This is a genomic window from Pseudomonas sp. A6 (assembly GCF_052367875.1).
In the GTDB taxonomy this organism is placed as follows: domain Bacteria; phylum Pseudomonadota; class Gammaproteobacteria; order Pseudomonadales; family Pseudomonadaceae; genus Pseudomonas; species Pseudomonas citronellolis.
In genome coordinates, this window is the sequence record NZ_CP198970.1 from 3,384,116 (window position 1) to 3,396,633 (window position 12,518).

The window sequence follows — 12,518 nt, forward strand, 5'->3', positions numbered from 1 at the left end:
GCCTTTTTGGTTCCTTTTGTGGCGTTTGACAAAAGGGACTCGCCCGAGGGGGCGAAACCAGACGGTCGGGCAAACTCGGAGCGGCGCAGAAACACCCAAGCCAAGGCAACTGGGTTATTCCCCTTCGGGCCAGCGCAAGCGCTGTTCGCGATGGAGCCGCGTCCCGCGTTCGCGGGAATGACGGGGTTAGTTTGGGCGCAAGGGCTCGCAAACGAAGCCATAACCCCACACTGCCGATTGTCGGCTCATCCACTACCCCATCAAATTCAGAGCTATTCCTGCACTGCTCCAACCAACGATGGAGGAGGAGATGGAACGACTAAGGAAGGTATTGCTGGCCTCAGCCATCAACGAGACTTCCGCTGTGCAGGTCTTGCGCCAGGCCGCGGCGGAAGCCGTCTCGCCCGTTACCGCCGCGGCCCTGCTCACCGCCGCGAAACGCCTCGAGGAGAATGCCGATGCGCTGCTGCAGGCCGCGCACCGGATCGAATTGGCGCTGCACCCCGACACCCGGGAGGAGGACCAGGCCGGGCTCGCGCCGCTGGAGTGAGCCTGCCTGGCCGACTCGCTCGTCAGGCGGCCGTCGTCGAGGTCCCCTTGCCGTGGACCATCACCCGGTTCCTGCCGGCCTGCTTGGCCTGGTAGAGCAGCTCATCCGCCTCCTTGAGCGTGGCGGCGACGTCGGGCCGGTCCGCCGTCCAGCAGGCCACCCCCAGCGACAGGGTGACCTGCCCGGCCGGAGGCATGACGGCCTCGGCCAGCGAGCGCCTGATCCGCTCCGCCACTTCCGCGGCGTCGGTGAGGCCGGTCAGCGGCAGCAGCAGGATGAACTCCTCGCCACCCACCCGGCAGGGTACGTCGCCGTCGCGGCAGTTCTGCCGCAGCAGGCCGGCGAAGGCCTGCAGCACCTTGTCGCCGACGTCGTGGCCGTATTGGTCGTTGACCCGCTTGAAATGGTCGATGTCCATGCTGATCACCGCGAAAGGCTTCTCCAGCAGCGCCCAGTCGCGCAGGCAGTCCTCCAGCATCCGCCGGTTCGCCAGGCCGGTCAGCGGGTCGCTGAGCACCTGGTGGTTGAGCTTGCCGATGCGCTCCTGGGTCAGCAGCGCGCCCTGGATCAGCGCGCGGCGGATGCGCCAGGCCTCGTAGTACCAGGCGCTCACCTGGCCGATGCCGCGGGAGTCGTCCAGTTGCTCGGCATAGTCGGCGAGCCTGCTCAGGGGCTGGCTGATCCGTGAGGCGGCCCACCAGAGCAGGACCAGCCCCAGCAGGATCATCGGCACTATGCCCTGCACCACCTGGAGCATCAGCGCCCGCAGGGCGGCGAGGGGCACGCTCATCGGTTGCTGGACGACCACCCCCCAGCCGCTGTTGGGCACCGGGGCATAGCCCGCCAGCATCTGCACCCCGTCGGCATCGGTGACCTGCATCGCGCCGCTCTCGCCGCGCAGCACGGCGTCCACCGCCGCGTTGCGGCCCACGGCCTTGCCGATGTGGTCGGCATCGGGGTGGAACAGCAGGTGACGGTTGCCGTCCACCAGGTACAGGTGCGAGGCGTCGGTCTGGAAGTGCTTGCTGACGATCTCGTTGAGCGCGTTGTTCTTGCGCAGGTAGATGGTCCCGCCGACCAGCCCCAGGTACTCGCCTTGCGGGCTGCGGATGGGGTGGGAGACGAAGACGATCAGGTTGCCCACCAGCGAATTGAAGGCCGGGCTGATCATCGCCTGGCGCCGTTCCAGCGGCTCCCGCGAGCGCAGGTTCTGGCCGGCCACGCTGAGCGCCGGCGGGTGCGAGGCGAGAATCCGGCCCTGGGCATCGGCGATCACCAGGGTGTTGAAGCTCTGGTCCTGCTCCGCCAGGCGCCGGGCCTCGGCCTGCATCGTCGCCCGGGAGGCGAAATCCTTGCCCATCACCTGGGCGCTGTAGCGCAGCCGGCCGAGGTCGGCGTCGAGGCTCTGGCCGAGGGTCAGGGCGACTTTCGCCGCGTAGGCGCGGTTGGTCTCCAGCGAATTGCGCACCAGCGTCTCGCGCTGGATCCGGTAGGTGGCATAGAGGTCGTTCAACAGCGTGGCGAGGATGGCCAGCGAGGTGAACAGCAGGATCAGCGTGCGCAGGTTGAGCTTGGGGATGGCCCCGGATGGCATGGACGTATTCCAGTGGCGCGTGGTAGATGGCGGCCGGAAACGGCGGGCCGCCGGGTTCTGGCAAGGCAGCGGCCCGTCAGCGGCCGGTCCTCCGGTGCTGCGTCCGTCTATCCTGCCAAGGTTCATGTTAGGTGAGAAATTGGTGGCATATAGCCATTATTTGACCAATGGTTTGTGGCGGCTTGGCATGAGCTTAGAACCGCCAGCGATTTGTCGACGGGCCCGGGAACCCCCAGGATAGGCCGGTAATGGTGACGGAGGCTGCCCAGCCGGCCTACGCTTGAAAAGAACCACGGCATTGGAAGTATCGATACATGCACGAGATTGGCAAACAGAACGAGAACGGCCCGGCGGGCTGGCAACTGGAGCGCATCGTCGAGGAACTGCGCGCGGCGCGCAGCGAATGGCGCAGCCGCAGCGGCCGGCCGCGGGAGCAGGGCGGGCGCGAGCTGCCTTCGCGGCGTTCCATCGAGGAGATCGTCGAGCGCCTGGCCAGCGCGCTCTTCCCCATGCGCCTGGGGCCCAACGACCTGCGCGACGAGAGCGAGGACTTCTTCGTCGGGCGCACCCTGGACAGCGCCCTCAACGCGCTGCTGATCCAGGCGCGCCTGGAGCTGCGCTACAGCGCGCGCCAGCGTGGCGAGGCGGAGGACGGCATCGAGGAGCGGGCGCTGGGGATCGTCCGTGACTTCGCCCTGGCCCTGCCGCTGCTGCGCCAACTGCTGGACTCCGACGTGCTGGCCGCCTACCAGGGCGACCCGGCGGCGCGCAGCGTCGACGAGGTGCTGCTGTGCTACCCGGGGGTGCTGGCCATCATCCACCACCGCATGGCGCACCACCTGTACCGCGCCGGCCTGCCGCTAGTGGCGCGGATCATCTCCGAACTGGCGCACTCGGCCACCGGCATCGACATCCACCCCGGCGCGCAGATCGGCGGCAGCTTCTTCATCGACCACGGCACCGGCGTGGTGATCGGCGAAACGGCGATCATCGGCGAGCAGGTGCGCATCTACCAGGCGGTCACCCTGGGCGCCAAGCGCTTCACCGCCGACGAGACCGGCCAACTGCACAAGGGCCAGCCGCGCCACCCGATCGTCGAAGACGAAGTGGTGATCTACGCCGGCGCCACCATCCTGGGGCGCGTCACCATCGGCAAGGGCTCCACCATCGGCGGCAACGTCTGGCTGACGCGCAGCGTGCCGCCGGGCAGCCAGATCAGCCAGGCCAGCCTGCAGCAGCAGGCCAACGACGCGGGCCTGGACTAGGCGTAGGGCGGATAATCGCGGACGGAGTCCGCTCCTACGACCGTGCTTCCTGGAACCGTAGGAGCGGACTCCGTCCGCGATCGGTCCGATCCGTTGCACCGAACTATGCAACTGCACGGCCCTCGTAGGATGGGTTGAGCTTGCGAAACCCATGCGGTCGTGGCGATGGGTATCGCTTCGCTCAACCCATCCTACGAAAAGCGTCTTGGCGCGAGCGGGCCTGTTCCGTCAGCGAGTTCCCTGCGCCGGCGCCAGCTTGTCCAGCACCTGCCGGGCCAGGGCGTGGTACAGCGAGACCGGGGCGATCCAGCCGGAAATGCTGGCGGCCATGACCGTGGCGGCCAGCATGGGGATGACCAGGTCGGGGCTGTGGGAGAGTTCCAGGACGATCACCGAGGCGGTCAGCGGCGAGCGGGTCACGCCGGCGAGGTAGGCGCCCATGCCCAGCAGCGCGCAGGTCTGCGGGTTGACGTCGGGCAACTGCGACAGCAGCGGGGCGAAGGCCGCGCCTATGCTCAGCGAGGGCGAGAACAGGCCGCCGGGGATGCCGGCGAGGTAGGACACCACGTTGGCCAGGAACTTCCACAGCACGAAGCCCTGGTCGGTCATCGGGTGGCCTTCGAGCAGGGCGCGGGTTTCCTCGTAGCCGGTGCCGAACACGTGGTTGCCCGAGGCCAGCCCCAGCAGCGCCAGCAGCAGGCCGCAGGCGGCGGCGAAGCGTACCGGCCAGCGCTCGCGCAGGCGGCACATGCGGCCCAGCCAGCCGGCCTGGGTGGGCAGCACCAGCTTGACGTAGAGCCCGCCCAGCAGGCCGCCGAGCAGGGCGCAGGCCGGCACCTCGCTCCAGCCCCAGCCGGCCGGCAGGCTGCCGCCGATCTCGCCGAAATAGGAGTAGTGGCCCATCAGGCCGAGGGTGACGGCGCCGCCGATCAGCACCGCGGTCAGCACCAGGCCGCTGAAGCGCTGCTCGAAGGTGCGGCTGAGTTCCTCGATGGCGAACACGATGCCCGCCAGCGGGGTGTTGAAGGCCGCGGCGATGCCGGCCGCGCCGCCGGCGAGGATCAGCCCGGCGATGGTGCGCCGGCCATGCAGCCCCAGGCGCCGGCCGAAGGCGTAGATGACCGCGGCGCCGACGTGCACCGTGGGCCCTTCGCGGCCCACCGAGCCGCCCACCAGCAGCGCGCCCAGGGTGAAGAGCATGCGCACGGCGGCCACCGGCAGCGCCAGTACCCGGGCGCGGAAGCGCCGCGAGGGCGACTCCAGCGCGGCGATCACCTGGGGAATGCCGCTGCCCTTGGCCTCGCCGAACCAGCGCTGGGTGATCCAGGCCAGCAGGGCGAACCCCGCCGGGGTGACCAGCAGCGGCAGCCAGGGCGCGATGCCGAGCATGCGCTTGAACAGGGCGAAGGACTGGTCCGCGAGCCAGGCGAAGGCCAGCGCCACCAGGCCCACCAGCAGCGCGCCGACCCAGAACGCCAGGCGCTGTCGCCATTCCAGCCAGCGTGGCCGTCGGAAGCGCCGGAGGCGGGCGGTGGGGGCGGGTTCTGCGTTGGCGGGGCTGGGCTGTTCGGACATCGACGGGGCCTGGATCGCGGGGCAAGGGCGGATTATGGCCGTCTTGCCATCGCCTTGCACTTCGCGTTCAGGTGTCTCCACGTTTTCCCGTGCAGGCGCTCGCCCTGCATGCGAATCGTGGACGGAGACGCGATGTTATCCCGTAGGAACAACTGTCTTGCCCACTGCGCCGGGGTGCTCGCTCCTACGAAAAGCCGTGCTAGCCTGCCGCGCAGGAGCGGACTTTGTCCGCGATTGTGCCGGCAGGGTAGGCGATGGGTTTTGCAAATGTTCTGCCGGGACACATAGGTAACGCCTGGGGCGTTATGCGCCCTACGGTTGGGCTGGCGAGCGGGCATAAGAATGCTCTCGTCCTTCCTGAACGACAGGCCCCCGCCAGGGCCGAGCCCAGGAGCCTGGCCGGGCCCGGCGGGGAGCGCTCGCCCGCAACGTGGCGGGCCAGTAGGCCATTGCATCGGAACACGAGAGCCGCCCGTCCGTAACCGGGTGGGCGACACCCCAGGTATAGCCGATGGCGATGGCCGCTTCGCTGGCGAAGTGTGGCGCAGTCGAGGGTTTCGAGAGTTCGCTGCGCCGGGCCGACGACTGCCGCGGCAGTGGCTACGCTTGAGCCAGGGCGGTCGCATTCGCCCGCTGGATCGTCATCGACGCCCGTAGCGAGGGGCCAAGGAGCGGAGTGAATGAGGCGCTGGTTCGGCATGCTGTTGTTGCTCTGCGTCGCGTTGCCGGGCTGGGCCCTGGCGCAGATGCCGGCCGACGCCACGGAAGGGGTGCCGGGCGTGCCGGCGGAGCTGAAGGTGGCCAACCGCAGCATCGTCGTGTTCCGCGCCACCCTGCTCGGCGAGACGCCGGCGGCCCGCGCGCAGAGGGCCAAGGCGGTGATCGAGGAGGCGTTGCAGGGCACCGATGAGCTGACGGTGAGCATCGACGCCATCCTGCACAGCCAACTAGTGCTGCTGGGCGGCCGGCGCGCCTTCATCGTCGTGCCGCTGGACCTGGACCCGCCCGGCGGCTCGGTGCAGGAGGCGGCCGCCCAGGCGGCGGCGAACCTGCGCCTGGTGGTGGAGGAGACCGGCCAGGCGCGCAGCCTGCGCTTTCTGCTCACGGCCCTGGGCTTCTCGGCCCTGGCCACGCTGGTCTACGCGGCGTTGCTCAAGGGCGCCGGCTACCTGCGGCGCAAGCTGCGCGGGCTGCTGCCGCAGCTGATGCGCGAGCGCACCTACCAGATCAAGGTCGGGCACACGCCGCTGTTCGACATGCAGTACGTGTTCTACCTGGTGGACCGCCTGCTGGCGCTGCTCTACTGGGTGTTCGTGCTGCTGTGCGGCTACAAGTGGCTGAGCTTCGTGCTCTCGCAGTTCCCCTACACCCGGCCCTGGGGCGAGGGCCTCAACCTGTACCTGCTGGAGCTGGCCAACTACCTGCTGGACGGCATCGTCGGCGCCATTCCCGGCCTCGCCGTGGCCGTGGCGATCTTCTTCATCGCCCGCGGCGTGAGCGCCTTCAGCCGGCGCCTGCTGGAACGCCTGGCGCGCCCCGGGAGCATCCGCTGGCTGACCGTGGAAACCCTGCAGCCGACCACGCGGCTGACCTCCCTGGCCATCTGGCTGTTCGCCCTGGTGATGGCCTACCCGTACCTGCCGGGCTCGGGCACCGATGCCTTCAAGGGCCTTTCCGTGCTGCTGGGCCTGATGATTTCCCTGGGCGCGTCGAGCATGGTCGGCCAGGCCGCCGCCGGGCTCATCCTCACCTATTCGCGCACGCTGAAGGTGGGCGAGTACGTGCGGGTGGGCGACAACGAGGGCACGGTCACCGAGGTGGGCATGTTCAACACCACCATCCGCACCGGCCTGGGCGAGGTGCTGACGCTGCCCAACTCGATGATCACCGGCTCGGTGACGCGCAACTATTCGCGCGCCGTGCAGGGCGCCGGCTACATCGTCGACACCGTTGTCACCATCGGCTACGACACGCCCTGGCGCCAGGTGGAGGCGATGCTGGTCGAAGCCGCCAGGCGCACCGACGGCATCCTCGAGAAGCCCCGGCCGCAGGTGTTCCAGACCGGGCTGTCGGACTTCTACCCGGAGTACCGCCTGGTGGCCCAGGCCGTGCCCAGCGAGCCGCGCCCGCGCGCGGAGCTGCTGAGCCTGCTGCACGCCAACATCCAGGACGTGTTCAACGAGTACGGCGTGCAGATCATGTCGCCGCACTACCTGGGCGACCCCGCGCAGGAGAAGCGGGTGCCGCGGGACAAGTGGTACAGCGCGCCGGCCACGCCGCCGGCCGGGGGGGAAGGGCGTGGCGGGAAATGAAAATACATGGGCCGGGCTGGTTTGAAAGCCGCTCGATCGTTGCCTAAACCTGTAGGCGAGCCGCGTGTTCCAGCGCTGGAGGCCATACTGGATAGCGCATGTCGATGAAGTTCACCGAGCAAGGACCGATCCCATGAGAAGTCAACTGTTGACCAAGAGCGCGATCTTCGCCGTACTGAGCGCCGCCAGCCTGCTGGCCCAGGCCGATGAGGCCGGGGGCAACGGCTGCGGCTGGGGCAACATGGTGTTCGAAGGGCAGCGCGGGCTGTTCCCGCACCTGCTGGCGACCACCACCAACGGCACTTCGGGCAACGCCACCTTCGGCCTGACCTCCGGCACCAACGGCTGCAACTCCGATGCGCGCCTGGGCTACGGCGGCCGTTCGATCTTCGCCATGAACGGCATGCTCGACAACATCGCCGAGGACATGGCCAAGGGCCACGGCGAGGCGCTGGACGCCTACGCCACCCTGCTGGGCGTGCAGCCCCAGGACCGCGCCCACTTCGCCCAGGTCACCCGGCAGCACTTCGGCGAGATCTTCGCCAGCAAGGACACCACCGGCGAGCAGGTCTACGCCAACACCCTGGCGGTGATGAGCCGCGACAATGTGCTGGCCCGCTACGCCCGCCAGCCGGCCTGACGCGTCCGCAACGAAAAATGCCCTCTTCGGAGGGCATTTTTCGTTCATCCGGCCGGGGCCGTGGTGGCGCTACTCGCCGGTTGCCATCTGCACGACGCCGGGGTCGCCGTGCAGGCGCCGATGCTCCAGGGGTGTCATGTCGAACCAGCGCTGGTGCGCGCGGCAGAACGAGGTGGTGCGCCGGTAGCCCAGTTCGCCGGCGATCTGCGCCACGCCCAGGGTGGTGTGGCGCAGCATCTGTGTGGCCTGGCGGCGGCGGATGCGCTCCAGGTGTTGCTCGAAGTCGACGCCGTTGTCGGATAGGCGCCGCTGCAGCGTCCTGGGATGCAGGCCGAGGGAGTACGCGACCTGTTCCAGGTTGCAGCGGTGGCTCGGCAGCAGCGTCTGGATCTTGTGCGCCACCTTCGCACCCAGGTCGTCGTCGACGTCGCCATGGGCCTCTAGGTAGAAGCGCACGATGGCGTGCAGGGTGGCGTCGTGGTGGAGGCAGGCGCGCTGCAGGACCTCCACGGGCATGACCAGGGCGTTGTGGTCCTGGCCGAACAGTGCGGAGCAGCCGAAGTAGTCGCGATAGGTCGCCATTTCGCCGAGGGCCTGGTGGCGGAACATCACGGCCTTGGGCTGCCACGGGCGGCCGGTCAGCTCGCTGATCAGCAGTTTGCCGTGCAGCACCGATTTCTCCACGATCTGCGGCGTTTCGGTGTTGCTGGGCAGAGCGTTGTCGAAGTACAGCAGCGCCTGGTTGGGGCGGCGCTCCAGGCGGAACAGGATCGAGGGGCTGTAGACGCTCATGTAGCGGATCACCGCCACCAGCGCATCGCCCACCGTGGGCGCGGAGTGGGCCAGTTGCTGCAGCGGACCGGCCAGCGCGAAACCCTGGCGGGTGGCCAGCTCCAGGCCGAAGTGCGGCAACTGGAGGGCCTGGGCGCTGCCCTCGAAGATCTGCACCAGGCTCTTGTAGGGCAGTTGTTTGTCGAAGCTGCCGACCACGTCCAGGCCGATGCGATAAGGGGCGAGAAAGTCGCGCACGCAGGCGCCGCGCTCGGCGACCAGTTCGCCGAATTTGAGAAAGGCAGTACCGCGAATGCTATCCATGGCTGTTCTTGTGTGTAGCGAGTGGGTTGTTCGTGAGTATGGCCGCGGAGGCGGCGCCTGCACGCCGGGGCGATGAGCTGTCGTTTGCGGAAGGGGGGGCGGAGAACCACCCGGCGCCGCGAAGGCGCCGGGCGGCAAGGTGTCACTTCTTCAGTGCCTGGTACGACTTGACCATGTCCGAGGCCCAGCCATCGAGCACCGCGCGGGCGTCCGAGGCCTTCATCACCTGGGAGGAGTTGTCCAGCTCGGTGCCGGCGCCCTTGCGCACCACCTCGGCCACCACCTCGTTGCTGCCGCCGTCGAGGAAGGCCGCCTCGGTGGCGATGCTGGTGTCCTGGTCGCGGATGCCGGTGGCGGCGCTGACGCCGGCGGCCACCAGGGCGATGGGGATCACCTCGTAGGGCTGCAGGCCCTTGGTCGAGGCGCTCACCCCGGTGATCGCCGGGCGCACCACCAGCACGCCCGGGCCGGGGCCGCTGGCCAGCGGCAGGGCCTTGGCGAATTGCGTCTGCAGGGCCTGGTCGTAGTAGCTGGTGATGCCCTGCAGGGTGCTCTGCGGGATCTTCTCGGTGGGCTGCGGTTGCGGGTAGAGCTGGCTCGGCTCGACGTACACGCTGCTGAAGCGGTTGACGTCGATGCCGGGCTGGATCCAGCGCATGACCGGAGCGCCGGAGGGCGATTTTTCTTCCTTCAGCACGCTGTAGTTCTTGAGGAAACCGGAGTACTGCTCGGGTTCGACGTATTTGCTCGCGCAGCCGGAGAGCACCAGGGACGCCAGGCACACGGATACCGCTAACGATTTCAACTTCATCGAGTTGCTCCTTGTGGACGGTAATGACGGGGTAGGGGAATCGGGTACATGACCGGGGCTGGCCGCTAGTAGCGCCAGGTGACGCCCCCGGCCAGGGCATGCAGTGCGGCATTCTTGTAGGTGCCGGAGAGGGTGGTCCCGGAGCGTGACTTGGTCTGTTCGACGTCCATGTCCCCGAGCCACATCAGAGTGTAGGCGAAGTGCACGTCCATGCCGTCGCCCAGGTCGTAGTTGATGCCCGTGGCGAGGCGCCAGACGGCGCCGGCGGGGTTGTCCACGGTGCGGTCGCTGTCGTCCACCATGGGGCTGTCGTAGCCCAGGCCCATGCTCCAGCGCAGCTTCGGCGTGGCCTGGTACTGCGCGCCGACGGAGGCGTTCCAGGAGTCCTTGTAGTTGCGGTCGACGGTGCGGCTGACGCCGCCGGCGTTGGCATCGACTTCCACGCCGATGTTGCCGAAGTCGCTCCAGTCCTGCCAACCCAGGCTGCCCAGCAGCGTCCATTGCGGGTCGAGGTCGTAGGCAAGGCTGAGCAGGGCGGTCTGCGGGATGTTCAGGTCCAGTTCCAGCTTGTCCACGTTCAGCCGGTTCAGGGCAGCGTTGAGCAACGGGTTGTTGATGCCGTCCAGGTCCGGGCGGTCCTTGAACTCCAGCTTGACCTTGCTGGTGTAGGCCAGGCCGACGCGGGTGCGCTCGTTCAGCTCGTAGAGCAGGCCGATGTTGAAGCCGGTGCCGACGTCGGTGTCCTTGTATTCCAGCTGGCCGTCGGGGCGGTCGATGAGGCCGAGCAGGCTGTTGTTGACCGCGACTTCGGTGCGGTAGTAGCCGTACACCAGGCGCGGGCCGATGCCGACGGAGAGCTTGTCGGTGAACTTGTGCGCCAGGGTCGGCTGGAAGGACACGCTGAGCAGCGACGCCTCCTGGGTGAAGTAGCGGCCGGCCCAGTCGTCGTCATAGTCCACCGCCAGGCCGAAGTTGCCGTAGATGCCAAAGCCGATGGCGTTGCGCTCGTCGATGCGGTGGCTGACGAAGAAGCTGGCGCCGGGCAGGTATTTGAGGCCGTTGCCGCCTTCGTTGCCGTCGAACTGGTTGGCATCGTCGCGGGAGAACTTGTAGTGCCCCAGCAGCACCTGGCCGTTGGCGTTGATCTGGGTGCCGGCCAGCGCGGCGATGCCCGCCGGGTTGCTCATCAGCACGCTGGGGTCGCGGGCCAGCGCCGCCGAGCCGGCGTTGGCCAGGCCCGTGCCTTCCTGGCCCACTTCGTAGATCAGCGCATCGGCCGCCCAGGCATTGCCGGCGGCCAGCCCCAGTGCACCTGCCAGTATGGCTGGGTGCAAATGCAGACGACGGAGGTTGTTGCTCGCCACTGGCAGCGCTTCCTTTTGCTCGTTATCGGTCATGCAGGCACGGGGATTACTACCTGCCGTGCAGGTGAACCACCCCTTCGGGGGAGTGTGGTGACACTGTCCAGCCTAGATACTGACAGCGGTTGCGCAATCTCGCCGACTCTGCGGTTCGTCGGGGGATGCTCATTACACGACATTGCCGGTTTTCCCGTGGCGTCGGCCGAACCGCGGACTAGAGTTACGGCATCCCTGCGCCAGCGCAGTGGAATGGCAAAGCGCCAGGCATGGCGCGCCCGCCGCAGGGAAACGAATACGACGCGACGGCCGGAACAAGGAAAACGACAGTGACCACACGTGAGCAGATCGCCAATCTGGAAGCCAGCGTCGGTGCGCAGGTTCTGGGCCAGGAACAGACCATCCGCAATATCATGCTGGGCCTGCTGGCCAACGGCCATGTGCTGCTGGAAAGCCTGCCGGGCCTGGCCAAGACGCGCACGGTCAAGGCCCTGTCGAAGAACCTGGACGCGCGCATGAGCCGCATCCAGTTCACCCCCGACCTGCTGCCCTCGGACATCACCGGCGGCGAGATCCTGCAGCAGACCGAAAGCGGCAACCAGCTGAAGTTCCAGCCCGGCCCGCTGTTCGGCAACGTGATCCTCGCCGACGAGATCAACCGCGCCCCGGCCAAGGTCCAGGCGGCGCTGCTGGAGGCCATGGAGGAGCGCCAGATCACCGTGGCCGGGCAGACCCACGCCATGCCCGGGCTGTTCATGGTGCTGGCCACGCAGAACCCCATCGAGCAGGAGGGCACCTACCCGCTGCCCGAGGCGCAGATGGACCGCTTCCTGATGAAGCTGCTGATCGACTATCCCAAGGTCGAGGACGAGACCCAGGTGCTGCGCCTGGTGCGCGCCGAGGAGCAGCGCCAGCAAGCCGGCGCGCCCGCCGAGGCCCCGGCGCCGCTGGCCCAGGAGGCGATCTTCGCCGCCCGCCGCGAGGTCGGCCAGGTGCACGTGGCCGAGGCCATCGACCGCTACCTGATCGACCTGATCAACGCCACCCGCCGCCCGGCCGACTACGACGCGGACCTGGCGCGCTGGATCAAGGTGGGCGCCAGCCCGCGCGGGGGCATCAGCCTGGACCGGGTGGCGCGTGCCCACGCTTGGCTGGCCGGCAGCGACTACGTTTCGCCCGATGACGTGCGCGCCGTGCTGCACCCGGTGCTGCGCCACCGCCTGCTGCTGTCCTACGACGCCGTGGCCGATGGCGTGAGCGCCGAGCAGGTGGTCGACCGCCTGCTCGACAAGGTCGCGGTACCGGCCTGAGGGGAGGG

At 68.3% G+C, this 12,518-nt stretch carries 10 protein-coding genes; 5 read left to right on the top strand and 5 right to left on the bottom strand.

Translation table 11 applies throughout. The features are described 5' to 3' along the window. Positions 1–310 precede the first annotated feature (310 nt). Complete coding sequence (locus ACTWJ5_RS15245; RefSeq protein ID WP_074982492.1) at positions 311–550, top strand: hypothetical protein; 240 nt, start codon at positions 311–313, stop codon at positions 548–550. A 22-nt stretch (positions 551–572) separates the two neighbouring features. Here the strand turns inward: ACTWJ5_RS15245 and ACTWJ5_RS15250 are convergent, their stop codons facing one another. Next, on the bottom strand, positions 573–2,144 hold the full coding sequence (locus ACTWJ5_RS15250; protein ID WP_116426103.1) for a GGDEF domain-containing protein: 1,572 nt from the start codon (positions 2,142–2,144) through the stop codon (positions 573–575). A 314-nt stretch (positions 2,145–2,458) separates the two neighbouring features. Between ACTWJ5_RS15250 and epsC the strand changes: the two genes are divergently transcribed. After that, positions 2,459–3,409: a serine O-acetyltransferase EpsC gene (gene epsC, locus ACTWJ5_RS15255; RefSeq protein ID WP_009620203.1), complete on the top strand. Its 951-nt coding sequence runs from the start codon at positions 2,459–2,461 to the stop codon at positions 3,407–3,409. A 228-nt stretch (positions 3,410–3,637) separates the two neighbouring features. Here the strand turns inward: epsC and ACTWJ5_RS15260 are convergent, their stop codons facing one another. Continuing rightward, positions 3,638–4,984, bottom strand: coding sequence for a chloride channel protein (locus tag ACTWJ5_RS15260; protein ID WP_256515141.1), 1,347 nt, complete (start codon positions 4,982–4,984; stop codon positions 3,638–3,640). Positions 4,985–5,682: 698 nt separating this feature from the next. On the opposite strand from ACTWJ5_RS15260, the gene ACTWJ5_RS15265 reads away from it, so the two are divergent. Together ACTWJ5_RS15265 and ACTWJ5_RS15270 are read left to right on the top strand one after the other, a co-directional pair. After that, positions 5,683–7,296, top strand: a complete 1,614-nt coding sequence (locus ACTWJ5_RS15265) for a mechanosensitive ion channel family protein (RefSeq protein WP_444439598.1) — start codon at positions 5,683–5,685, stop codon at positions 7,294–7,296. 133 nt (positions 7,297–7,429) lie between these two features. Then, complete coding sequence (locus ACTWJ5_RS15270; RefSeq protein WP_074982479.1) at positions 7,430–7,936, top strand: DUF3015 domain-containing protein; 507 nt, start codon at positions 7,430–7,432, stop codon at positions 7,934–7,936. Positions 7,937–8,005: 69 nt separating this feature from the next. On the opposite strand, the gene ACTWJ5_RS15275 is transcribed toward ACTWJ5_RS15270, so the two are convergent. From ACTWJ5_RS15275 to ACTWJ5_RS15285, 3 genes are all read right to left on the bottom strand, one after another. Beyond that, positions 8,006–9,031 carry an AraC family transcriptional regulator gene (locus ACTWJ5_RS15275; RefSeq protein WP_074982478.1) on the bottom strand — a complete coding sequence of 342 codons (1,026 nt, stop codon included), beginning with the start codon at positions 9,029–9,031 and terminating at the stop codon, positions 8,006–8,008. A 142-nt stretch (positions 9,032–9,173) separates the two neighbouring features. After that, on the bottom strand, positions 9,174–9,842 hold the full coding sequence (locus ACTWJ5_RS15280) for a DUF3313 domain-containing protein (protein WP_074982477.1): 669 nt from the start codon (positions 9,840–9,842) through the stop codon (positions 9,174–9,176). 65 nt (positions 9,843–9,907) lie between these two features. After that, complete coding sequence (locus ACTWJ5_RS15285; protein WP_083426804.1) at positions 9,908–11,239, bottom strand: OmpP1/FadL family transporter; 1,332 nt, start codon at positions 11,237–11,239, stop codon at positions 9,908–9,910. Positions 11,240–11,529: 290 nt separating this feature from the next. On the opposite strand from ACTWJ5_RS15285, the gene ACTWJ5_RS15290 reads away from it, so the two are divergent. Continuing rightward, a complete protein-coding gene (locus ACTWJ5_RS15290) occupies positions 11,530–12,510 on the top strand; it encodes an AAA family ATPase (protein ID WP_074982474.1) in 981 nt (326 codons plus the stop codon). Positions 12,511–12,518 lie beyond the last annotated feature (8 nt).

Coding starts and splice junctions, on each gene's coding strand:
- ACTWJ5_RS15245 (WP_074982492.1), top strand. CDS start 311: ATGGAACGACTAAGGAAGGTATTGCTGGCCTCAGCCATCAACGAGACT.
- ACTWJ5_RS15250 (WP_116426103.1), bottom strand. CDS start 2,144: ATGCCATCCGGGGCCATCCCCAAGCTCAACCTGCGCACGCTGATCCTG.
- epsC (WP_009620203.1), top strand. CDS start 2,459: ATGCACGAGATTGGCAAACAGAACGAGAACGGCCCGGCGGGCTGGCAA.
- ACTWJ5_RS15260 (WP_256515141.1), bottom strand. CDS start 4,984: ATGTCCGAACAGCCCAGCCCCGCCAACGCAGAACCCGCCCCCACCGCC.
- ACTWJ5_RS15265 (WP_444439598.1), top strand. CDS start 5,683: ATGCTGTTGTTGCTCTGCGTCGCGTTGCCGGGCTGGGCCCTGGCGCAG.
- ACTWJ5_RS15270 (WP_074982479.1), top strand. CDS start 7,430: ATGAGAAGTCAACTGTTGACCAAGAGCGCGATCTTCGCCGTACTGAGC.
- ACTWJ5_RS15275 (WP_074982478.1), bottom strand. CDS start 9,031: ATGGATAGCATTCGCGGTACTGCCTTTCTCAAATTCGGCGAACTGGTC.
- ACTWJ5_RS15280 (WP_074982477.1), bottom strand. CDS start 9,842: ATGAAGTTGAAATCGTTAGCGGTATCCGTGTGCCTGGCGTCCCTGGTG.
- ACTWJ5_RS15285 (WP_083426804.1), bottom strand. CDS start 11,239: ATGACCGATAACGAGCAAAAGGAAGCGCTGCCAGTGGCGAGCAACAAC.